Origin of the sequence: Candidatus Dorea massiliensis AP6 (assembly GCF_964245105.1) — a bacterium.
Lineage (GTDB): Bacteria > Bacillota > Clostridia > Lachnospirales > Lachnospiraceae > Laedolimicola > Laedolimicola intestinihominis.
Genome location: NZ_CAXTKW010000018.1, coordinates 22,481 through 44,162, shown reverse-complemented (window position 1 = coordinate 44,162; position 21,682 = coordinate 22,481). Strand labels below are relative to the sequence as shown.

The window sequence follows — 21,682 nt, the reverse complement described above, 5'->3', positions numbered from 1 at the left end:
ACCCCTCCGTAAGTTTTTATTTATTATGTACCATTCCATGTCCGTGATCGTCATTGGTAAAATACGCGTTCGCCCCGTGTTTACGGTAAAAATGCTTGTCGCTCATGACCTTGGGAATGGGCTGCCAGTCCGGTTCGATAGCCAGCATGTGAACCGCCATTTTACAGATTTCTTCCAGTACTACCGCCTTGTGAACTGCATCCCAGCAGTCCTCGCCCCAGGTAAAGGGACCGTGATTGATGGACAGGGCTGCAGGCACATCTGCAGGTGATATACCATATTTCTGGAAATACTTTACAATCGCCATGCCTGTATTCCATTCGTAATCATGAATGATTTCTTCGTCAGAAAGAGCCTCCACGCAGGGAACGGATCCGGCAAAGTAATCCGCATGGGTTGTGCCAAAGCAGGGCACGTCCCGGTGTAGCTGCGCCATCACTGTCGCGTAGGTAGAATGTGTATGTACGATAGCGTTGCACTCCGGGAAATTTTCATACAGCGCCCGGTGAATATCCAGATCCACAGACGGGTTCAACGGATTTTTCTCTCCGTCCACCTTATTGCCCTGCAAATCCACAACGCTTACATTTTCCGTGGTCAGATCATCGTAGGGAATACCCACGGGCTTAATTACAATGATTCCTTTGTCCCGATCAATGGCGCTTACATTTCCCCAGGAATATAGCACCATATGACGCCTCGGCAGCTCTTTGTTTGCCTCAACTACGATTTCTTTTAATTCCTGTACTGTCACTCTATCCCTCCGTTCTTCAATGCCTGACTGTAGGCTCTGTACTTGTCCGAAAGCGAATACGCGCTGTCAAACAGGTTGAAGTATCCGCCCACGATCACATCTGCTCCGTTCTCGATACATTTCATGGATATGGGAATATCGGCTCCTCCGTCGATCTCAATCCGCACCGGGCTGTCGCCTGCCATTTTCCGAAGTTTCCGTATCTTTTTATAAGTATGCGTAAGAAACTTCTGGCCGGAAAATCCCGGTTCTATGGACATCAGGGTTACACAGGACAGACCCGGAAGCAGATCCTCCAGCAGTTCCACCGGCGTGGACGGATTCAACGCGATGGCGGCCTTCATGCCATTTTTCTCTATCTCCTGACACACTCGGAACGGATTCACGGTAGCCTCATAATGAAAACAATAATAATCCACTCCCAGCTCCGCAAAGGGCTTGATAAACTCTATCGGTTTTGTACACATCATATGCGCATACAGGGGGCCCTTCGCTTCCTTCCGAATGGCCCGAATACAGTCGGTTCCAAAGGCAAAATTCGGTACAAAATTGCCGTCCATCACATCGATATGCAGCCAGTCAACACCCAGCTTTTCCACCTCGACGACAGTCTGCCTAAGCTCCATCTGATCTGCGCAAAGCAGAGAAGGTGAAATATGATACATGCTATCCCTCCCCGTTGTATTCCAGAACTACTTTCATATTGACGCCCCGCTTTTCCAGCGCAAATTCCATCATGCCCTGTACCTCGTCAAAGGGGAATTTTGCGGAAATAAAGCCTTCGGTATATACTTTTCCGCTCACCATGAGTTCCACTGCCTTCTGAAAATCTTCCGCCGTATACGTAATATTGCCCAATACATTTAACTCATTTCTCTGGATGGTCGCCACATCAATCAGTACAGGCTCCGAATAATTTCCTACAATTACTACCGTAGTCGTCTTTCCCGCCAACTCCAGAATCTGCGGCAGAATCACCTTCGCGCCTACGCAGTCAAGGATAACGTCCGGGAAGGTTCCGTAAATTTCATAAGCCACATCCTTCAGGGAGCGTCCCGCACTGCTTACACAGTGCTGAATACCGGCTCGCTTCGCCATCTCAATCTTGTCGTCACTCAGATCGCACACAGCGACCTCCGAAGCTCCAAGAAGCTGGCAGGCCTGCGCTGTAAAATTGCCGATAGTTCCCGCACCTACCACCAGGACGCGCTTACCCTGCACTTGTCCCCGAAGGGCCGCATGGATTCCCACCGCAAAGGGCTCAATAAGCACCGCTTCATCCAAAGGACAGCTCTCCGGAATCGGGTAAACATATTCACTGTCGATAACGAAATATTCTGCTCCGAGACCGTCTGACTGGACGCCCAGGCAATTAAAATTTTCACACGCGTTTTCATGGCCGTGACGGCAGGAATAACAGGTCCCGCAACTGATAATCGGACGGATCACTACTCTGTCTCCGGCTTTTACATGTGTTACGTCTGCTCCGACCTTTACCACCCGCGCGATTCCTTCATGGAATGGTACAACCGGAAATTGCATATATCGGTTTCTTCCGGCAAATACCTGAATATCGGTTCCGCACACGCCGATTCGTTCAATCTTCAGCAGAACCTGATTGTCCCGATAGCCTGGTATAGCCGCTTCCTGTATCTCTGTATGCAATGCGGATGTGAATACAATTTTTTTCATAGTCCTATTTCCTCTGCATACACTTTTTCGCTGCTTCCACAATCTTCTCCGCCGTCAGTCCGTAATATTCCGCCAGATCCGCCGGGGTTCCGGAACGTCCGAACTGATCCTGAAGTCCTACCATCTCCTGGGGAACCGGCTGATGCTTCGCAAGTACCTCGCTGACTGCTCCGCCAAGTCCACCCATAATATTGTGATCCTCTGCTGTTACGATACAGCCGGTCTTCTTCGCGTATTCAACCACAAGCGCCTCGTCGATGGGTTTTACAGACGCCATATCGATGACTGCTGCAGAAATTCCCTCTTCTTTGAGTTTCTTTGCTGCCGCTGCCGCGCGGCTTACCATATCCCCCACTGCAATGAGTGTTACATCTGTTCCATCCTCTACTACAGTTCCCTTTCCGATCTCAAAGGTACAGGTCTTTCCGTTTTCATAGACTTCCGGGGTTCCCATTCTGCCAAAACGCAGATAGACGGGGCCGTCATACAGAATGGCTGCCTCTACGCAGCGTCTGGTTTCCTCCGTATCCGCCGGGCATAAAACCACCATTCCGGGGATGGCGCGCATCAGGGCCAGATCCTCCACGCACTGGTGGGAACCGCCGTCTGCTCCGATCAGCACACCGCCGTGGGTCGCGGCGATTTTCACGTTCAAATGGGGATATGCCACACTATTGCGAATCTGATCGTAGGCTCTTCCTGCTGCGAATTCCGCGAAAGTGCTGGCAAATACGGTTGCGCCGCAAGCTGCGTAGCCAGCCGCGTAGCCTATCATATTCGACTCCGCAATTCCCATGTTCGTAAACCGCTCCGGGAATTTTTTGGCAAAATGAACGGTCTGTGTGGCTTTTGACAGGTCTGCGTCAAATACATAAATCGGATACTTCTCACCCAATTCTGCCAGTGCCTGTCCATATGCTTCTCTCGTTGAATTCATACTGTTCACCCCTTTAACTCTTTCATTGCAGTCTCATACTGTTCATCGTTGATGGCTCCACCGTGCCAGCCCACCTGATTTTCCATGAAGGATACGCCTTTTCCTTTCACGGTTTTGCACCAGATCAGGGTCGGTTTTCCTTCGCAGGCTTTCGCCTTCGCTACAGCTTCCACCAGTTCATCCACATCATGGCCGTCGGCCTCTACCACATTCCAGCCAAAGGCTTCGAATTTTTCCCGAATCGGATACACCGACATTTCCGCACTCACATGGCCATCGATCTGCAGATCGTTGTTATCCAGAAATGCCGTCAGGTTATCCAGCTTAAAGTGACCTGCGCTCATAACCGCTTCCCATACCTGGCCTTCCTGGATCTCGCCATCGCCCAGAATGCTGTATACACGGAAGCCTTTTCCGGTCTGTTTCGCAAAGCGGGCCATACCTGCCGCTGCGGAGATTCCCTGTCCCAGAGAACCTGTGGACATATCTACGCCCGGAACCTTCTTCATATCCGGATGTCCCTGTAAAATGCTGTCAATATGGCGCAGGGTTTTCAGTACCTCTTTATCAAAATAGCCTCGCTCCGCAAGCGCCGCGTAATAAGCGGGTGCCGCATGACCTTTGGAAAGCACGAATCGATCCCGATCCTCCCATTTCGGATTTTTCTCGTCCACATCCATCTCGTGGAAATACAATACGGCCATCATTTCCGCTATGGACAGGGAACCGCCCGGATGTCCAGAGCCGCCGCAATGGATACTCTCCACGATATTGATGCGAATATCATTGGCGGTCTTTTTCAATTCTTCTGAAGAATAAGCTAATTTCATAATCCTGCTTCCCTCCTTATTTAATCAGATCCATGGCCGGCATACCCAGAGCGCTCCAGCCACCGTCTACGAATAATGTCTGTCCTGTGATATAGCTGGACTCATCGGAGCCGAGGAATACGACTGCGTCTGCGATCTCGGACGGGTTTGCCAGACGTTTGAACGGAACAGCTGCCAGAATCTGATTCTCAGATACGACACCCAATCGATAGCCGTCCTGTACCATATTAGTCAGAATCCAGCCAGGCGCTACCGCATTGACACGGATAGCCTTTTTCCCGTTTCTGTCCTCTGCCCACTCCGAAGCAAGCACTGCCGTCATGGCGTTTACGCCGCCTTTGGAGATAACATAAGGCGCGCGTCCCGGTGTCGTCTGCGTGGATGTTCCGGAGGAGATATTAACGATGGCTCCGCCGCTGTCGCCCATCAAGAGAGCTGCCTGCTGACAGCAGAAGAATACGCCCTTCAGATTCACGTTCATCAGCTTATCCCAGTTTTCCTCTGTGAATTCCTTAGACGGGCAGCGAATCTGAATTCCCGCGCAATTGACCTGTACATCCAGTTTTCCGAAGCGCTCTTTCACCTTTGCAAATGCAGCCTTGATATTCTCTACGCTGGTAACATCCATCTGGAACGCATAGGTTTCCACACCGAATTCTTTCTGAATCTTCTCTGCTGATTCCATCGCAAGGGCTTCCTGAATATCACCAATCACAATTTTTGCGCCCTCTGCCGCGAATTTCTCTGCCATAGCATAACCCAGTCCACGGGCGCCGCCTGTAATAAATACAACCTTGTCCTTCAGATTTTTCATAACTGCTCCTTTCTACCACCACTTGATCATATCGGTAATTTCTTTTCGGATTTCAATAAACTTCGGATCCGCAATCTGTCGCGGTCTGGGCAGATCCACATCAATACTCGTCTTAATTTTCGCAGGTTTGTTCGTCAGTATCAGTACACGCTCTGCCAGGTAAGTCGCCTCTTCCAGATTATGCGTGATAAAAAGTACTGTGCTTCCCGTCGCCTGCCAGAGCCGGATAACCTCGTCTTCCAGATAATAGCGCATCTTGATGTCCATCTGTCCATAGGGTTCGTCCATCAGAAGCAGATCCGGATTCAACGCGAAGGCACGTCCGATAACCACTCTCTGCTCCATACTGACTGACATTTCATGCGGATAAGCGTCTCTATATTTTTCCAGACCTAACAGGCCGATAATTTTCTCGCGCTGTGAAACAATTTCCTGTTCCGGTTTCTTCTTGATTCTCAGGCCGTATTCGATGTTCTGCTGAGCCGTCAGCCACGGAAAAGCCGAGGGCTCCTGAAATACAAATGAAATGCTGTGCTTCTTCGGATCCGCACGCTCTCCGTCAATCAGAATTTCTCCCTCTGTAGGCTCCAGAAGCCCTGTCAGAAGATTCAAAAATGTTGTCTTTCCACAGCCGGTAGGACCTACAATGCAGACAAACTCTCCCTTGTTAATCTCAAATGAGATATCGTCTAATACCAGCAAATCACCAAAGCGCTTTGTCAGATGATTTACCTGGACTTTCACTTCTCGTTTTTCCATGATATACCTCCTGTCTATAACGCCAAGTCTGTATTTGCTTCTATCGCTTCACGAATCTTCAAAAATTCTGTATCCACGTAATCTCTCGGTCTGGGCAATGCGATCTCATATACCTCTTTTACTGTCGCCGGACAAGCGCTCAGAAGAATAATCCGATCCGCCAGATATACGGCTTCCTCAATATTATTCGTAACAAAGATAACCGTTCTCTTTTCCTGCTCCCAGATGCGTAAGATCTCTTCTTCCATTTGATATCTGGTCTGCGCGTCCAGCGCTCCAAAAGGCTCATCCATCAGCAGTACCTGCGGATTATTGCAATAGGCTCTCGCAATTCCCACTCGCTGTTTCATTCCTCCGGAAAGCTGCTTCGGAAGCGCATTCTCGAATCCATGCAGGCCTACCAGATCGATCAGATACTGTGCCCGCTCTCTGCGTTCTTTTTTCGGAACACCCTTTAATTCCAAAGGCATTTCCACATTTTCCATAACGGTTTTCCACGGAAATACTGCCGTCTTCTGAAATACAAAGCCCAAATCTGTCTTATCACTGTCTACAAATTCTACTCTTCCCTCTGTCGGCGTCTCCAGTCCACTTACCATATTCAGGAGAACGGTTTTACCGCACTGTCCCGGTCCCAGCAAAACCAGAAACTCGTTTTTGTATACATCAATGCTTACATGATTAACGGCTTCGAAAATTGTCTTTCTGGATACAAAGGAGCGGGATATATTTTCCAGTCGAACCTGTACTATTCTTTGCTCATCCATCCGCATAATTTCCTTTCAATAAGTGTAAATACGGCGCTTAACAGGGCTCCTACCACGCCGATCAGAATCATGGCTACCATAATCAGAGCCACATCATAGCTGTCACGTCCACGGTTAATCAAAAATCCCAGTCCGGATTTACTGGACAGCATTTCTGCCGCTACCACTACCATCCATCCAGAACTGATAGCGATCTTGATACCCGCCAGAATCGCCGGCATAGCTGCAGGAAATACCACATGCCTCAGCATCTGCCCGGTATTGGCCTTGTAAATCTTTCCAACCTTCAGATACATATCGTCTACCAGTGAAACACCTGACATAGTGTTCATAACAATCGGGAAAAATGCTCCGATAAATACCAGAAGTACCTTCGGGAACTCTCCGATACCAAACAGCAGGATGATAAGCGGAATCCACGCAATTGGCGGGATCGGACGCAACGCCATCAGAATCGGGTTAATAGCTGCTCTTACTTTTTTATTCCAGCCCATAACCAGTCCGATTCCAACCCCGAGAATGATAGCTGCAATCAGCGCAAGCATAACTCTCTTCAGACTGGCAAATATATGTCCCAGAATCGAAATTTTCATAACCGGTTTTTCAATCAGTTTTATAAAACGTTCAATGGTCGCCATAGGCGTCGGAAAAAAATCCGGCTTACTGTTTGACACGAGAAACCAGACAACAATCAGTCCCAGGATAGACAGAGTGGAAAGCATGATATCCCGTGCCTGCGAACGATTCTTTTTCATCCTCTGCTCCTCCATTTCACAACATGATTTTCCAGCTTGGACAACAGCGTCGTCAGAATAGCTCCGATTACGCCAATGGTAAGCATTCCTACGATGATAATGTCAGGTCTGACAAGGGAACGGCCCTGCTGAATCATATAGCCCAGACCTGCCGTAGCTGCCAGAAGCTCCGACGCAACTAACGTGGACCATGCATTTCCCAAGGCTACCTGTATGCCGGTAAAGGCCAGTGGCATGGCGTAATTTTTGCTGACAGTCCAGAAAATCTCCCACCTGCTGGCTCCTGACGTCTTGGCCACATTCAGATATACGGCCGGCGTCAGCTTGATGCCGGTATGAGAATTGATGACACAGGGAACAAACGCTGCTAGGAAAATAATAAAGGCTTTTGCCGTCGTTCCGACTCCCAGCCAGATAATTGACAGCGGAATCCACGCGATAGGCGGAATCGGTCGAATGATTTCAAAAATCGGAGATACCAGCTTATCAAAGGTATGATAATAACCCATGATTAGTCCCAGCGGAACGCCCACAATAACCGCGCTGCAGTACCCTACCAGAACCAGCTTCAGACTGGTTATAATATGAACGCCCAGCACCGCTCCGTCCGGTTTCGGATCCGATAATTTCTGTATGAATGTTTTTACTACTGTAGTGGGCGCGCACAGATATTTACTGTCGATCCATCCTATACGAACAGCCAATTCCCAAATCCCCAGAAATACCAGCACGCTGATGGTAGATATCAACAGGAGCTGTCGGTTTTCTTTCCGTTTGGCCTTTGCTTCTATCAGAATGGAATTGGCGACCTCTGTTGAAATTTCTTTCGATTTATCGCTCATATACCTCTCTCCATTATATAAATAAGTCAGAAGAAGGGCAGTACAAACTGCCATCTATACTACCCTTCTCTACTTATGTCATGTTACATTCTGCAAGCTCTTATTCTATTTTCCGCTCATATATGCTTCCATGAAGCTGGTGTCTACCATGCCATTTTCGCGAAGCTTGTTCAGGTCATCCTGGGAAATCTTGCCCTGGCCCTCGAAGAACTCTGCGAATACCAGCAGGATATCATTTGCCTCGCATCCACCGTCATCTCTTACGGTAAAGAGCTCTTCATTTCTCTCGATGGACGCGAACGGTCTGTTCTCTACTTCCTTCACAGCTGCTGTCTCGCTTAAGCTGATGCCCTGCTCCTCTTCAAAGTCATACAGCATCTGTGCGGTTCCTTCCGGATCTGCGTTCAGCTCGGTCGCTGCCTTTAAATAAGCCTTCAGATATGCATATACGCCGTCCCAGTCATTCTGGATAGCGTCCTCTGTAGCTACGATAACACACGGCTGGGTAATTCCAAGTCCTACTGCGTTGGCTACCTTTACCCAATCGGTATCTTCCTCTGCCTGGAAACCAAACGGAGACCACAGCGCAACCACATCACCGGTTCCTGCTTTGAACGCCGCATAGGAATCTGCAACAGAGGTATCAATCAGATTGATATCGTCTTCTGTCAGGCCCAGATGCTCCAGAAGTCCAATCAGCATCATGTGACAGGATGTACCTGTCGCGCAAAGAACGGTCAGACCCTTCCAGTCGTCCGCTGTTCCGTATACACCCATCTCGTCCGGCGTACATTTTGCAAGCGGGCTGTCCGGACGTACCCAAAGGTCTACGGTGTTTTCATCCGGTGCCGTAAACCCAATTGCTTTCAGGTTATAGCCAACAGCTCCCAGTACGATACCGCCGGTACCTGTGGTTCCCACATCCCATGCACCGGAAGCGATAGCCTCGTTCTGAACCGGGCCGCCAGAATACATGTCCACAGTCGGATCCTCGCATTTAAAGTATCCCTGCTCGATCGCATATACGCTCGGCAATGCGTGAATATATGGATGTCCGCTCACCTTGATATCATAGACTGTATCATCCACATCTTCTGCTGCTTCAGAGCTTTCCCCCTGCTCTGTGGTAGCTGTCGCTGTGTCTGTGGTCTCCGATTCTTTCGCTCCTCCACACGCTGCCAGGCTGGCAATCATGGTCGCTGTAAGTAACAGTGCAACTAACCTTTTCATTTCTTGTCCTCCTTGTACATTTTATAGTTTTTACACCTCTCTGTTCCTTCATTTTAGTTTATTTTCACCTCATAATCAACATAGTTTTACGCAAACGTTTGTGTAATATGTCAGATCTTGACTTCTATTTATTGACTTTCTCATTTATTTTGTATATTATGGTTCTAACACTTCTCTTTTTCAACTTGGACGCGCCTTATATTACCGGGGGAAGTTTGAGTTTTATTAAGCAATCGCAGACATTACAGAAGAGGAGATTTTTATGACATTAAAAGAAATTGCTCAGGAAGCCGGTGTCTCTATCTCAACCGTCTCCCGCGTTATCAATCAGGGGAATTCCAATGTTGCAAGCAAAGAAGTACAGAATCGTATCTGGGAAATTGTACGGCGCACTGGTTATATTCCCAATTCCAACGCAAGAAATCTGAAAAACGGCATGACCTCTGTTATGACAGAACCTTCCCGTTCCATTGCCTGTCTTTTTGCCAGAACTCCAGATGCCATTACGGATCCATTTTTTTCCCATCTGGCCCATAGTATCGAGAAAGAGGCTTTCAAGCAGAATTATATTTTGAAGTATTCTTTTACTTCTATTGATATTCAGGATCCGACTACATTTCATCTGATCACAAACAATCAGGTAGACGGCGTGGCGGTTCTCGGACGGTGTGATAAGCCTATGCTGAGTTTCCTGAAGAAATATTTTAATTATGTAATTTATGCCGGATTGAATAGTTTAAATGCAAAATATGATCAGGTGCTTTGCGAAAGCCTTCAGGCCACGGAGGCAGCTCTGGAATACCTGATTGGACTGGGGCATACCCGGATCGCTTATGTGGGCGAAACGAAGAATGAAGAACGTTATACCGGATACCTGGCCACTCTGCGCAAGCACAATATTCCGATCCGCAATGAATTTATTTCCCATGTGATGCTTTCTTCCGAGGGCGGCTACAATGGCACCAAGACGCTGCTTAGCCGCACGCAGGACATGACTGCCATCTTCTGCCCCAATGATCTGACTGCCATCGGAGCCATGCGAGCTTTACAGGAGTCCGGATTCAAAATTCCTGCGGATGTATCTGTAATTAGTATTGACGATATTGATACCGCGCAGTATCTCTCACCAATGCTTACTACGATTCATGTGCCATTGGATGAAATGGGACAGACTGCCGCCAAGATTTTAATTGACCGTATTCAGGGCGGACATCATCTGCCCATGAAGATTTCCCTTCCATTCTATCTGGCGGTACGGGAGAGCTGTGCGGCACCCAGGAAATAGTCTTGTAAGAAAGGACACCTCCGGGATAGGAAGTGTCCTTTCTTATTTTACATTTTCGTTTCAAACTCCTCCAGACTCTCTGCCCGCGCTGCAAGCTTATGCCATCTTCTCAAAGTTTCTTTATCGGTCTGCACTTTGATTTTGTTTTTGAGTTCTTCTGATACTTCACCGCAGTCTTCCAACAGTTCTAGGATATCCTGAACTGCGCGATTCTGATCTGCTTCTTCCCGCTCATAGTAAATAATATCATCCAACCTCATAAATTCTTCTCTCACCTCCGGCAATACCTTTACCTTTTTGACGTGTTCGTGTATCCTCTGTAATCTTTCACTTCTAGCGTTGGTCTCTGTACTGTTCTGAAAATATTGAAGCAATTCTCGAATTGCAGGACTTCCGCCCTTTTTTCCTGTTGTATTAAAATAAATATACCGCAATCCGTCTTTATATTCAAGCCCCGGTACCTCCAGACATTGATTTATAATCTGGTACATCATGTAATTCTCTCCGAATGGATCATACGGTAAAATTGTAATAATATACAGATTGGGTAATTTTGTAAAATCACGTTCCCCGCTCTTCATATATCGACTATCAATCTTTGCCTGATAAAAACGATTTGATTTCTCCAACCCTCTCTTATGATAGCGACACGGTTCGATATCATATACGTTTATAAGTTCCCCCGCACTTTCGATAATTTCTACATCCATACGTATTCCTCGGAGATTAGGTGCTCCGGCCGAAATTACCTTCTGAGTATTTATATGAATCTTGCCTACCTCTCGCTCCAAAAGCGTAGACAGTATCAAACGACAAAATTCCTCGCCACCTTCTCTGTCTGATGCTGCTGCATTCATGAGAAAATCGTCTATCACATTCAAGTCCTCTAAACTTCTTTTCTCTCTTTGGATCTTTTCCATCTCTACCTCTCTTTCTAACGGTAGTTAAATACATACCGTTTTTTTATTTCTGTGAAAATAGCGGCGATATGCCTGGAATTTGACTACTGAATTTCTGAGTTAATTCTTGACTTTTTCACTACTTTAAGTATAAACCCGGTGTTAAGATTGTCAATTTTTTACTTTCTCTGTTTTTCTACAAAATCCTCCTTATTTATAAGATTTTTTACTCTTTTCTATCCGTAGGAATTTACCAGCTGTAATTTCTTATGGTTGCTTCATGAAAAAGGACACCTCCTAGATGGGAAGTGTCCTTTCTTTATCTCTCAGCTTTTATACCAGCTTCTCTGTATACACCTTAATCTTCGGCTCCGTGCCCGACGGGCGGATTACTGCTTCGCTGCCGTCTTCCATCCACATCTGGAGGACGTTGGAGGCCGGGAGGCCGTCGACGCCGTCTTTATAATCTTTATAGCGCACTACTTTGGAGCCCCCAAACTTCATGCCCTCCGGGCTGTTCAGGCCCTCGCGGATCTGGGCCATGCGCTTGTCGGCTTCGGCGCCGTTGAATTCATAGGTCTTGAGAGTTGTCTCATAGTGTCCGTACTTGGCGTACAGGTCATCCAGTGCATCCCAGACCGTCTTGCCCTCGGCCTTGTAGGTATCGGCCATCTCACAGAACATCATGGCTGCGCCTACGGCGTCTTTATCGCGTACATAGCTGCCGATGAGGTAGCCGCAGCTCTCCTCGAAGCCGAAGACGTAGCGGTCTTCCTCTCCTGCCTGTTCCAGCTTGCCGATCTGCTCGCCAATCCATTTGAAGCCGGTCAGGGTCTGGATGACTTCCACACCGTAGGCTTCCGCGATACGGTCGACCATGGAGGTACTTACGATGGTGCGGACAGTCACCGGATGCTCCGGCAGGGTTCCTGCTGCCTTTCTGCAGCGCAGGATGTACTCCAGCAAAAGAATGCCCACTTCATTTCCGTTCAGGCGCTCATATTTATCGCCCTTCTTCGCCACCACGCCCAGACGGTCGCTGTCCGGATCCGTAGCAATCAGCAGATCCGCGCCGGTCTTCTCACACCACTCCAGGCCAATCTTCAGGGCGTCCGGAGACTCCGGGTTCGGGTAGGGGCAGGTGGGGAAGTCGCCGTTTGGCTTCGCCTGCTCGGCCACAATCTGCAAATCCTTTACACCGATGTATTTCAGGATGCTGGTCACCGGAATCAGGCCTGCGCCATACAGCGGCGTGTAAACAACCTTCAGGCCGGAGGTCAGCTCTTTCCTGGTCCGCTTACGGATGATAGCCGCCAGGAACGCTTTCAGGGTCTTCTCGTCAATCAGGACGATCTGTCCGTCCTCCACGTACTCTTCGAAGGTCTTGCCGCCCCGGGCCTGGCTCTTATCTGCTGCCCAGATATGCTGCTGAATCCGATCCGCCGCCTCGTTGGTCACCTGGCAGCCGTCGGAACCATATACCTTGTAGCCGTTGTATTCCCGGGGGTTATGGCTGGCGGTCACTACGATTCCCACTGTAGTCTTCAGATGACGCACTGCGAAGGAAAGGGTCGGGGTCGGCATCAGCTTCGGGTAAATGTATGCCTTGCAGCCCTGCATGGCCAGTACCCGGGCCGCCTCGCGGGCGAATTCCTCCGAATGGTTCCGGCTGTCGTAGGCCAGCGCTGCGCTTGGGTTGTCGCTCTGCTCCTTCGCATAAGCTGCCACGCCCAGGGTCGCTTCCTGAATGGTCTCCAGATTCATATGGTCCGGTCCCGGTCCCATGGTGGCGCGCAATCCGCCTGTTCCAAATTTCAGATTCATATTCTTACCTCACTTTCGCTCCGCGGTTGAGCGGAGAAGCTGTAATGTTCCGATGATTTGATAGTCTCCTGTCTCCTTGGGAAGGTAAATGCTGTCTCCAGCCTTCAGGGACATTTCCCCGAAGCGGGTCTTCAGGACGCCCTCGCCCCCCAGAATCAGAAGCGATTGAAAGCCTCCGGCGGTATCGTCGGTCACACTTTCGCTTATCTCATATAATTGTACCACAAAATACGGACATTGCACTAATAAAGTTCTGGAATATCCATTTTTCCGGATATGAGGACCCATGGGACGGTGTCCGGCCAGGGGCGGCATGAAGCCTGCCACCAGGGCGGCTTTCTCAATGTGGAGGGGGCGCTTTTCATGGTTGGCATTTTCCCGGTTGTAGTCGTAGACCCGGTAGGTTACATCGGAGCTCTGCTGAATCTCCGCCACGGTGATACCGGCGCCGATGGCGTGGAGAAGCCCCGCCGGGATGTAGAAAACGTCGCCCTTTTTCACGGGCATCTTCCGGCAGACCTCGAGAATGGTCTGGTTCTGGATACGCTTGCGGAATTCATCTTCGGAAATCTTATGCTTCAGACCATAATATAGATATGCGCCGGGCTCGCAGTCCAGCACATACCACATCTCTGTCTTGCCGCTTTTATGCTCCTTTTCCTCCGCAAATGCGTTGCCCGGGTGTACCTGTACGGACAGGGCCTCCCGGGCTTTGATGATTTTGATGAGCAGGGGGACGTCCTCCAGGCCCTCATTGAACCAGGAAAGCATCCAGTCTTCGGTACCCCAGATGTAGGTTTTTCGGATAGGCGTTAATTTCTGCGGCTGTGCGGGCTGCATGCGTGGCGTCCCCCTTTCTGCGTTGTGCTTTTGGTTCCAGTTTTTTACATTTTCTTTTATCGCTGCGCGAAATCGCCTGTCGCATAATGCCCGCAAAACCACTCGTAAGTCTGGCGCAGTCCTGTCTCCAGATCGATCTTCGGCTCCCAGCCGGTGGCTTTGATGCGGCTGATATCGGTGAGCTTTCTGGGCGTTCCGTCGGGCTTCGTCGGATCCAGGACAATCTCGCCCTCATATCCGGTCACCTTCTTCACCAGCTCGGCCAGCTCGCGGATGGTCACTTCCTGACCGTAGCCCACGTTGAAGAAGTCATCGCCATCGTAGTGATCCATCAGATACAGGCAGGCGTCTGCCAGGTCGTCCACGTTCAGGAACTCCCGTAAGGGCTTGCCGCTACCCCAGACCGTGACAGTGGGCGCATGGTTGATTTTCGCCTCATGGAACTTGCGGATCAGGGCCGGAAGTACATGGGAATTCTCCAGGGCGAAGTTGTCGTTGATGCCGTAGAGGTTGCAGGGCATGACGCTGATGTAGTGGGTGCCGTACTGGCGGTTGTAGAAGGCGCACATTTTCAGGCCCGCGATTTTCGCCAGGGCATAGGCTTCGTTGGTCTTCTCCAGATAGCCGCTTAACAGGTATTCCTCCTTAATCGGCTGCGGGCAATCTCTGGGGTAGATGCAGGAGCTTCCCAGGAACAGCAGCTTCTGCACCTGATTTTTGTAAGCCGCGTCGATGACGTTGGTTTCGATCTGCAGATTTTTCATGATGAAATCTGCCGGGTAGGTATCGTTGGCGTGGATGCCTCCCACTTTGGCTGCGGCCAGAATCACGTAGTCCGGCTTTTCCTCAGCGAAGAAGGCCTCCACATCGGCCTGACGGGTCAGGTCCAGCTCGGCGTGGGTTCTCGTTACAATATTTTTAAATCCAGCCTTTTCCAGGCAGCGAACCAAACCGCTGCCCACCAGGCCGCAGTGGCCTGCCACATAGATTTTTTTGTTGCGGTCGAGGGGTTCGACTGCCTGAGTTTCTTTTATTTCTGTCATGATATTCCCTGCTTTCTTCTTACACTTTTACGAATCTTAGAAAATATATTTCTTTGTACTTATCTGTTTTATCATCATACAATTACTGTCATTCAAATTATCTTTTACTGTTCCTGTCTTTATCTTTTCTGTTTATTTTACATTCCTGATATGGGCCGCTTTCTGACAGTTGCTTTTCCTTCTATTTCAACACGCCCGCCGTCGCCGACCTCTTCACCAGCTCCATATCATGCTCAGTCATGATCTTCACCAGCTCGTCAAAGGAAGTCTTCCGCGGATTCCAGCCCAGGGTCTCTCTGGCCTTAGTCGGGTCGCCCAGCAGCAGATCTACCTCCGCCGGACGGAAGAACTCGGGAGATACCTCCACCAGCACCCGGCCTGTAGCCACGTCGATGCCCTTCTCGTCCACGCCCTCGCCTTCCCAACGAAGCTGTACGCCCGCATGGGCAAAGGCCGCCTCCGTGAACTCACGAACGGTACGTGTCTCTCCGGTGGCAATGACGAAGTCCTCCGGCGTATCGTGCTGCAGAATCATCCACATGCACTCCACATAATCCTTTGCATAGCCCCAGTCACGCTTGGCGTTCAGATTGCCCAGGTACAGCTTCTCCTGACGACCCGCCAGAATGTTGGCCACGGCCAGGGTAATCTTTCTGGTTACAAAGGTTTCTCCCCGACGCTCGGATTCATGGTTGAAGAGAATGCCATTTACCGCGAACATGCCGTAGGCCTCCCGGTAATGCTTCGTGATCCAGTAGCCATACATCTTTGCCACCGCGTAAGGGGAACGGGGGTGGAACGGGGTGGTCTCTTTCTGGGGAATCTCCTCCACCTTGCCGAACAGCTCGGAAGTAGACGCCTGGTAAATGCGGGTGGTCTTCGCAAGACCCGCGATGCGAACTGCCTCCAGCACCCGCAGCACACCGATGCCGTCCGCGTTGGCTGTGTATTCCGGCTCCTCGAAAGAAACTGCCACATGGGACTGGGCCGCCAGGTTATAGATTTCGTCCGGCTTGATTTCCAGCATCAGGCGCACCAGATTCATGGAGTCTGTCATGTCACCATACACCAGATGCAGGCCGTCACCCTTTTCCTCCCGCTCCTTTAACAGATGCTCGATGCGCTCGGCTGTGTTGGTGGAGCCACGACGGAATAAGCCGTATACCTCATAGCCCTTTTCCAGCAGAAGCTCCGCCAGATAGGAGCCGTCCTGTCCTGTAATTCCTGTGATTAACGCTGTCTTTTTCATTTTCGTTCTCCTCATTTTTCTGCGCCTTCCGCTGCAAAGCCTCCGGCTGTACTGATCGTTACAAAATATGGCTCAGTTCTATCTCATCCCAATGGAATGTGATTCGATTGATATCCTCATTTCCGCTGCTGGTTCCCACGTGAATTTCGATGTACTCGAAATCGTGGAAGGCCTTGACCGCGTGCCGCTGATTTTTGCGGATGCAGACGGCTTTTCCCTGGCTTAAGGGAATCTTCGTGCCCTCCAGAATCAGCTCGCCGGTGCCCCGAAGGACAGTCCAGATCTCATCCCGGTGCTCATGATAGTGATAACTGGAGGTCATGCCATCGTAAATGCAGATTTTCCGGGTCAGGGTCGTCTGCCCCTGGCTCTCAGTGTCGTCCAGAGTCTCCAGAGTGCCCCAGCGGCGCTCCTCGAACATGGGCCGGGCATCAAAGGCTGACGCAATGGCTTTCACATTGGCGGTCTGGCTCTTGTCTGCCACCAGAATGCCGTCCTGGGCGGCCACCACCACCAGATCCCGGGTTCCCATGACCGCCACAGGCATTTTCAGTTCGTTGATGACCTGAGTATTCTCACAGGTGTCGTCCAGCACCACATTTCCGATGGTGTCGGTGCTCATCTGATCTGCCAGGGCGTCCCAGGTTCCCAGATCTTTCCAGTACCCGTCGAATTCTACAGCGGCCAGGTGATCCGCTTTTTCCAGCACCTCGTAATCGAAGCTGATTTTCGGCAGGCTTTCATAGGCGGCGCAGAGGGCATCGTAATCCTCCGGTACGCCGTAAGTCCCTGTGCGCTTCAAGATATCCCCGATTTTCACGCAGAATACGCCACAGTTCCACAATGCGCCCTCTTTCAGCAGGGCCTCAGCCTTTTCCTCGTCCGGCTTCTCCGCAAAGCCCCGGACTTCGAACCAGCCGTCCTTCCGCGCTCCCGGCAGGATATAGCCGTATTTGCTGGCCGGGTAGGTGGGAGCCGCGCCCATCAGCCCCACCTCCGCGCCGGATTCCCGCATAACGGCTTCCAGCTTCTTCACAGTCTCAAAATAGCTGCCCTCGGTGTAGGGATCCACCGGCATAATCGCCGCATAATCTTCCCGCGTCGCTCCGTTTTTCAGAAGCCAGGCGCAGGAGAGCAGTACAGCGGCAAAGGTATCCCGGCGCCCCGGCTCCACCGCGATCTGCGCCTCTTTCACCTGACTTTTGATCAGCTCCACCTGCTCCCGGCCTGCCGTGATGACAGCTTGTCCGGCGATTCCGGCTTCGTCCAGCTGCTCCCAGACTCTCTGGAGCATAGAGCAGTGTTCCATGGAATTATTCTCTTTATTGACCACCTTCAGGTACTGCTTGGGCCGCGCGTCGTTGGACAGGGGCCAGAGCCGTTTTCCGGAGCCTCCGGACAGTAATACGTAGTACATACAGCTTCTCCTTTGCCAGATTACACTCTCACGCCTTCTTGCATTCCTGCTTCGAAAGCATTTAAATATGTATTATTTTGTCTGCATCTCTTCTTATCTTTTTCTTGCTTTTGCTAGTATATACCTGTATATTATACTTAACAAGTGAGGATATTGCCATAAATAGGTATTTTATTGCTGTTTGCTGTTCCCCGTTCAGGAGGTCATTTCCCATGAAAAACTATTTTGATAAATTCCCGGATTCCTACCTGGAAAGCTCCCGGCGACGGATTCAGACGCCCAGCGCCTTCGCCCGCTCGGCCTTTTTCTATGTGCAGGAAACCGGTTACCTGAAGCTTCGCGAAAGCCACGTGGCCAGCCGTAAGAATCTGGAATCCTATCTGGTGGTACTGGTGCTCTCCGGCAGCGGCGTGCTCATGTATGACGGTACGATTTATGAGCTGCATAAGGGCTCCTGTTTTTTCATCGACTGCATGGTGCCCTATTATCACCAGAGCAGTGAGACCGATCCCTGGGAGCTCATCTGGGTGCATTTTAACGGCTCCTCCTCCCGGGAATATTATCAGTATTTCGCGGCCAACAGCGCGCCGGCTTTCATGCCGGCTGATTTTCCCACGCTGCGGCAGAAGCTGGGTGGACTTCTGGAGTTGAATGAAAATTCCGATTTTCAGACGGAGATCAATTCAGCCCGTCTGATTGTAGATATTCTGTCCATTTTATTGCAGGACATTACAGAATCCAGGGAAGAAAAATACCCGGGCCGCCTGAAGATGACCGAGGTAAAAAAATATCTGGATGAGCATTATACGGAAAAGTTCTCCCTGGACGAGCTTTCGGAGCGGTTCTTTATCAGTAAATATCATCTGTCCCGGGAATTTCACCAGTACTATGGAACCACGCTGAACCAGTATGTAATCTCCCGGCGGCTGACCCGGGCAAAAAAACTCCTACGCTTCTCTGTCCTGACTCTGGATGAGATTGCCCGCAGCTGCGGTTTCTATGACGCAAGCTATCTGAACCGCCAATTTAAAAACTCCGAGGGAATTACCGCCTCGGAGTTTCGAAAAAAATGGAAAAATTAATATTTCCTGTATGATTCTATTTATAAGTCAGCATCTGGGTTACGGAGTCATCCGCATTTTCCGCGTTAATCCAGTAGTAACCCGGCTCGATTACGGAAGCATTGTCCAGACTCGCAATGGAGCGAAGCGCGGATACGGCACAGGCATAGCCCATGCCAAAGGCGTCCTGACCCATAACGCCTGTCAATGTGCCGTCCTTCACAGCCTGCACCAGCTTGGCAGAGGTATCAAAGCCTGCGGCCAGTACGGTCTGTCCTTCCAGCGCAAACTTAGATACCACGGTGGCAAGCACACGGGTCACATTATCATTGGTTCCAAAGTATGCCTTCAGATCCGGGTGTTCTGCCATGACAGCTGCCACGATCTCCTCGGCGCTGCGTTCATCCTCGTTTACATAAGTCGTATCTATAATCTGTACATCCGGGTGATTCTGCTCGATTTCCTCCCGGAAGCCCTTCTCACGCTCGATACCGGTCTCGGTCTCGGAGCTGTGTACCAGAAGCGCTACCTCACCGGAATCTCCGATAGCTTCACAGAGTCTGTCTGCCGCTTCAGCAGCCGCCTTGTAATTATCGGTCTTGGTTTCCGTCTCAATCAGGGAATTCTGGATGCTGGAATCCACCGCAAACACCGGTACGCCGTTGGCCTCCGCCAGCTCCAGCTGGGTTTTGCCGGAATTCACGTCAACATAGCCCACAATCAGGGCGTCCGGGTTTTTGTCCAGCATCTGATCAATGATGTCGATCTGCTCGGATACATTCTCCTTGGAAGGAGCATCGTAGGTCAGCTTCACTTTGGCGTTTCCTGTGTAACCCAGCGCTTCATTGATATCTGTCACCGCCTGCTCCGCGCCTGCTTTTACACGCTTCCAGAAGCCGCTTGCGGAATCCTTTCCAATCATAGAAATAGCAGTGCCTTCCGGCACCTCGATCCCTTCCACCGACAGATAATCAATGCCTTCCGCTTCGATCGCGAACAGCTCCCGGAAGTTTTCCGGCATAACCTGCTCGTCACCTTCGTTCTCTGTCTCCGCAGCGGTCTCCGTCTTTTCCTCCGGCTTCGCTGTCTCTTCTTTCGTTTCCTCGGTCTGCGCCGGAGCCTCCGGCTTTACCTCATCTGTTTTCTTCTCGCCACTCACCGCGCATCCGGTCAGCAGCCCTGCCACACACAACATTGCTACAAACTTTTTCATTTTCCATTCTCCTGTTCTTTCCGAAGACGTCTCCGTCTCTTTCTCCATAGGATAAATCCCCCCATGCTCGCTATGACTGCTACTGCCGCCACGATCCACTGCCAGATTTCCTGTCCCATCCAGACATGATAATCTTCACTTACAATTTCCACGACTCTGGCGTGTTCCACACTTTTTCCGGCGATGTCATACATCTGTCCGATCAGTGCCGCTGTGGTTCCGCTCCACGTACCGTAAGCCGCATCCACATCCGCCTGCGTAGCCTTTCCCTTCATGGCCTGTCTGACCACTGCCCGGTAATCCGATGAATTGGTGTGCCAGCTCTGATTCAATGTCTCCATCTGCTTGGCAGCTTCCTGGCCGGGATTCCAGTCCAGGTTCGTCAGATTGACGCCCTGCACCAGTTCGGAACCTTTGTACTGTCCCACCAGAATCCGATTCATATAAACCCGGTAGGTCACATCCGGATGAAGACCGGCTACCTGAAGGTTTTCCCAGCTTATCTCATCAACAATCTCAAAATACTGACTCGCCTCGTTAAATTCATAGGTCACTGCCATCGGAATACTGTGTGGCTGATAGCGGAAGGACACATAGCGGTCTCCCTTTCGCTTCAGCTTCGCCACAGTGGCATTGCGGGTCACTGCCGTCTCATCCTCACCCACTTCCACGGACGCCACCTCCTTATCCGCTCCCTGCTGGTACAGGAAGAAAAAGCCGGCGATCGTATTTCCCATGGCATTGGGATGCACATTGTCCGTGACTGTTAGCGTGTCATCCGGGATGCGCCCCTGCACGATCTCCGTCACCCAGAGCATCGGCGTATGCAAATCAATATAGTGAGTTCCCAGCTCGTCCGCCAGAATCTTCAGTTCTCCGGTATATTCACTCAGCAAATCATCGGTGTCATCCTTCTGCTTACCATTTTCATCATAATTGGAGCTTCGGGTCTGGTCGTAAGGCGTAGGCGCCACCAGAATAATCTGATCGTTGGTAATTCCCCGGTCATTCAGCAGCTCAATCAGCTGGTTAATACTCTGAATATACCGCTTGGCCGACCAGTTATGCAAGGCCTCGTTCATACCGAACATAATGACTGCCTTATTGATCCCGTCAATGGCCTTATCTGTCACCACCGCGCTGTCACTGTACAGACGGACCGCATCTGCCGCCATATAGGAAGCTGTTCCCAGATTCCGGAATTCCAGCTTCCAATCCGGATGCCGTGTAATATAATAATTGTAAATAAATTCCTGATAACTGATGCCTGTATATTCCACCTGGGTAATGCTGTCGCCGATAAAGCCGACTACATCGCCATCTTCAAACATACACTCATCTTTCTCCGGCATTACCTGCGCCAGCTCTTTCTCCTGCTCCGGATCGCCTTCTGAAGCCAGCGCTTCGCTGCCCGGAAGCAGAACGGCCGCGCAAAGTATTGCGGACAGACATTTTTTCCATTTTTTCATAA

General features: G+C 50.3%; 21 protein-coding genes. 2 read left to right on the top strand and 19 right to left on the bottom strand.

Annotated features, from left to right (window positions below; translation table 11 throughout):
• Positions 1-16: 16 nt before the first annotated feature.
• The 11 genes from araD to ACESZP_RS15980 form a co-directional block, all read right to left on the bottom strand.
• Positions 17-754, bottom strand: a complete 738-nt coding sequence (gene araD / locus ACESZP_RS16030) for an L-ribulose-5-phosphate 4-epimerase AraD (protein ID WP_499709701.1) — start codon at positions 752-754, stop codon at positions 17-19.
• The gene (locus tag ACESZP_RS16025) at positions 751-1,419 is read right to left on the bottom strand and encodes a ribulose-phosphate 3-epimerase (RefSeq protein WP_349164931.1); all 669 of its coding nucleotides are present in this window, start codon (positions 1,417-1,419) and stop codon (positions 751-753) included. The genes araD and ACESZP_RS16025 overlap by 4 nt, the downstream gene beginning before the upstream one ends.
• Position 1,420: 1 nt before the next feature.
• Positions 1,421-2,446, bottom strand: a complete 1,026-nt coding sequence (locus ACESZP_RS16020; protein ID WP_499709700.1) for a zinc-dependent alcohol dehydrogenase — start codon at positions 2,444-2,446, stop codon at positions 1,421-1,423.
• 4 nt (positions 2,447-2,450) lie between these two features.
• Positions 2,451-3,383, bottom strand: a complete 933-nt coding sequence (locus tag ACESZP_RS16015) for a transketolase family protein (RefSeq protein ID WP_499709699.1) — start codon at positions 3,381-3,383, stop codon at positions 2,451-2,453.
• Positions 3,384-3,388: 5 nt separating this feature from the next.
• On the bottom strand, positions 3,389-4,213 hold the full coding sequence (locus tag ACESZP_RS16010; RefSeq protein WP_158361518.1) for a transketolase: 825 nt from the start codon (positions 4,211-4,213) through the stop codon (positions 3,389-3,391).
• A 16-nt stretch (positions 4,214-4,229) separates the two neighbouring features.
• Positions 4,230-5,027, bottom strand: a complete 798-nt coding sequence (locus tag ACESZP_RS16005; RefSeq protein WP_349164928.1) for an SDR family NAD(P)-dependent oxidoreductase — start codon at positions 5,025-5,027, stop codon at positions 4,230-4,232.
• 12 nt (positions 5,028-5,039) lie between these two features.
• Entirely contained in the window at positions 5,040-5,786 is a 747-nt protein-coding gene (locus ACESZP_RS16000) for an ABC transporter ATP-binding protein (protein WP_158361514.1), read from the bottom strand.
• Between the two features lie 14 nt (positions 5,787-5,800).
• Positions 5,801-6,553, bottom strand: a complete 753-nt coding sequence (locus ACESZP_RS15995) for an ABC transporter ATP-binding protein (protein WP_499709698.1) — start codon at positions 6,551-6,553, stop codon at positions 5,801-5,803.
• A complete protein-coding gene (locus ACESZP_RS15990; protein WP_349164927.1) occupies positions 6,535-7,308 on the bottom strand; it encodes an ABC transporter permease in 774 nt (257 codons plus the stop codon). Before ACESZP_RS15990 ends, ACESZP_RS15995 begins: the two co-directional genes overlap by 19 nt.
• The gene (locus tag ACESZP_RS15985; protein ID WP_158361509.1) at positions 7,305-8,150 is read right to left on the bottom strand and encodes an ABC transporter permease; all 846 of its coding nucleotides are present in this window, start codon (positions 8,148-8,150) and stop codon (positions 7,305-7,307) included. Before ACESZP_RS15985 ends, ACESZP_RS15990 begins: the two co-directional genes overlap by 4 nt.
• A gap of 105 nt (positions 8,151-8,255) precedes the next feature.
• Positions 8,256-9,380, bottom strand: coding sequence for an ABC transporter substrate-binding protein (locus ACESZP_RS15980; protein WP_158361507.1), 1,125 nt, complete (start codon positions 9,378-9,380; stop codon positions 8,256-8,258).
• Positions 9,381-9,642: 262 nt separating this feature from the next.
• On the opposite strand from ACESZP_RS15980, the gene ACESZP_RS15975 reads away from it, so the two are divergent.
• Positions 9,643-10,665 (top strand): LacI family DNA-binding transcriptional regulator, encoded by a 1,023-nt coding sequence (locus ACESZP_RS15975; RefSeq protein ID WP_499709696.1) that lies wholly within the window; start codon positions 9,643-9,645, stop codon positions 10,663-10,665.
• A gap of 47 nt (positions 10,666-10,712) precedes the next feature.
• On the opposite strand, the gene ACESZP_RS15970 is transcribed toward ACESZP_RS15975, so the two are convergent.
• The 6 genes from ACESZP_RS15970 to ACESZP_RS15945 form a co-directional block, all read right to left on the bottom strand.
• Positions 10,713-11,585, bottom strand: a complete 873-nt coding sequence (locus ACESZP_RS15970) for an Rpn family recombination-promoting nuclease/putative transposase (protein ID WP_499709694.1) — start codon at positions 11,583-11,585, stop codon at positions 10,713-10,715.
• A 312-nt stretch (positions 11,586-11,897) separates the two neighbouring features.
• Entirely contained in the window at positions 11,898-13,388 is a 1,491-nt protein-coding gene (locus ACESZP_RS15965; protein ID WP_499709693.1) for a phospho-sugar mutase, read from the bottom strand.
• A gap of 9 nt (positions 13,389-13,397) precedes the next feature.
• Positions 13,398-14,228 (bottom strand): class I mannose-6-phosphate isomerase, encoded by an 831-nt coding sequence (locus ACESZP_RS15960; protein WP_499709691.1) that lies wholly within the window; start codon positions 14,226-14,228, stop codon positions 13,398-13,400.
• 56 nt (positions 14,229-14,284) lie between these two features.
• Positions 14,285-15,271 (bottom strand): GDP-L-fucose synthase family protein, encoded by a 987-nt coding sequence (locus ACESZP_RS15955; RefSeq protein ID WP_499709690.1) that lies wholly within the window; start codon positions 15,269-15,271, stop codon positions 14,285-14,287.
• Between the two features lie 181 nt (positions 15,272-15,452).
• Complete coding sequence (gene gmd / locus ACESZP_RS15950) at positions 15,453-16,520, bottom strand: GDP-mannose 4,6-dehydratase (RefSeq protein WP_499709688.1); 1,068 nt, start codon at positions 16,518-16,520, stop codon at positions 15,453-15,455.
• A gap of 58 nt (positions 16,521-16,578) precedes the next feature.
• Positions 16,579-17,937, bottom strand: a complete 1,359-nt coding sequence (locus ACESZP_RS15945) for a sugar phosphate nucleotidyltransferase (RefSeq protein WP_499709687.1) — start codon at positions 17,935-17,937, stop codon at positions 16,579-16,581.
• 212 nt (positions 17,938-18,149) lie between these two features.
• Here ACESZP_RS15945 and ACESZP_RS15940 point away from each other — a divergent pair, with 212 nt between their 5' ends.
• On the top strand, positions 18,150-19,019 hold the full coding sequence (locus ACESZP_RS15940) for a helix-turn-helix domain-containing protein (RefSeq protein WP_178039020.1): 870 nt from the start codon (positions 18,150-18,152) through the stop codon (positions 19,017-19,019).
• 16 nt (positions 19,020-19,035) lie between these two features.
• Here ACESZP_RS15940 and ACESZP_RS15935 read toward each other — a convergent pair whose 3' ends face one another.
• Both ACESZP_RS15935 and ACESZP_RS15930 read right to left on the bottom strand, forming a co-directional pair.
• Entirely contained in the window at positions 19,036-20,211 is a 1,176-nt protein-coding gene (locus ACESZP_RS15935) for a substrate-binding domain-containing protein (protein WP_440321205.1), read from the bottom strand.
• Positions 20,208-21,680, bottom strand: coding sequence for a GDSL-type esterase/lipase family protein (locus ACESZP_RS15930; protein ID WP_499709686.1), 1,473 nt, complete (start codon positions 21,678-21,680; stop codon positions 20,208-20,210). Before ACESZP_RS15930 ends, ACESZP_RS15935 begins: the two co-directional genes overlap by 4 nt.
• Positions 21,681-21,682: the final 2 nt, after the last annotated feature.

Bases quoted from the DNA above. Each gene is read 5' to 3' on its own strand.
- ACESZP_RS16010 (WP_158361518.1), bottom strand. From the start codon at position 4,213: ATGAAATTAGCTTATTCTTCAGAAGAATTGAAAAAGACCGCCAATGAT.
- gmd (WP_499709688.1), bottom strand. From the start codon at position 16,520: ATGAAAAAGACAGCGTTAATCACAGGAATTACAGGACAGGACGGCTCC.
- ACESZP_RS16000 (WP_158361514.1), bottom strand. From the start codon at position 5,786: ATGGAAAAACGAGAAGTGAAAGTCCAGGTAAATCATCTGACAAAGCGC.
- ACESZP_RS15970 (WP_499709694.1), bottom strand. From the start codon at position 11,585: ATGGAAAAGATCCAAAGAGAGAAAAGAAGTTTAGAGGACTTGAATGTG.
- ACESZP_RS15930 (WP_499709686.1), bottom strand. From the start codon at position 21,680: ATGAAAAAATGGAAAAAATGTCTGTCCGCAATACTTTGCGCGGCCGTT.
- ACESZP_RS15965 (WP_499709693.1), bottom strand. From the start codon at position 13,388: ATGAATCTGAAATTTGGAACAGGCGGATTGCGCGCCACCATGGGACCG.
- ACESZP_RS15975 (WP_499709696.1), top strand. From the start codon at position 9,643: ATGACATTAAAAGAAATTGCTCAGGAAGCCGGTGTCTCTATCTCAACC.
- ACESZP_RS15985 (WP_158361509.1), bottom strand. From the start codon at position 8,150: ATGAGCGATAAATCGAAAGAAATTTCAACAGAGGTCGCCAATTCCATT.
- ACESZP_RS15990 (WP_349164927.1), bottom strand. From the start codon at position 7,308: ATGAAAAAGAATCGTTCGCAGGCACGGGATATCATGCTTTCCACTCTG.
- ACESZP_RS15935 (WP_440321205.1), bottom strand. From the start codon at position 20,211: ATGAAAAAGTTTGTAGCAATGTTGTGTGTGGCAGGGCTGCTGACCGGA.
- ACESZP_RS15940 (WP_178039020.1), top strand. From the start codon at position 18,150: ATGAAAAACTATTTTGATAAATTCCCGGATTCCTACCTGGAAAGCTCC.
- ACESZP_RS15980 (WP_158361507.1), bottom strand. From the start codon at position 9,380: ATGAAAAGGTTAGTTGCACTGTTACTTACAGCGACCATGATTGCCAGC.
- ACESZP_RS15945 (WP_499709687.1), bottom strand. From the start codon at position 17,937: ATGTACTACGTATTACTGTCCGGAGGCTCCGGAAAACGGCTCTGGCCC.
- ACESZP_RS15960 (WP_499709691.1), bottom strand. From the start codon at position 14,228: ATGCAGCCCGCACAGCCGCAGAAATTAACGCCTATCCGAAAAACCTAC.
- ACESZP_RS16015 (WP_499709699.1), bottom strand. From the start codon at position 3,383: ATGAATTCAACGAGAGAAGCATATGGACAGGCACTGGCAGAATTGGGT.
- ACESZP_RS15955 (WP_499709690.1), bottom strand. From the start codon at position 15,271: ATGACAGAAATAAAAGAAACTCAGGCAGTCGAACCCCTCGACCGCAAC.
- ACESZP_RS16020 (WP_499709700.1), bottom strand. From the start codon at position 2,446: ATGAAAAAAATTGTATTCACATCCGCATTGCATACAGAGATACAGGAA.
- ACESZP_RS16025 (WP_349164931.1), bottom strand. From the start codon at position 1,419: ATGTATCATATTTCACCTTCTCTGCTTTGCGCAGATCAGATGGAGCTT.
- ACESZP_RS15995 (WP_499709698.1), bottom strand. From the start codon at position 6,553: ATGGATGAGCAAAGAATAGTACAGGTTCGACTGGAAAATATATCCCGC.
- ACESZP_RS16005 (WP_349164928.1), bottom strand. From the start codon at position 5,027: ATGAAAAATCTGAAGGACAAGGTTGTATTTATTACAGGCGGCGCCCGT.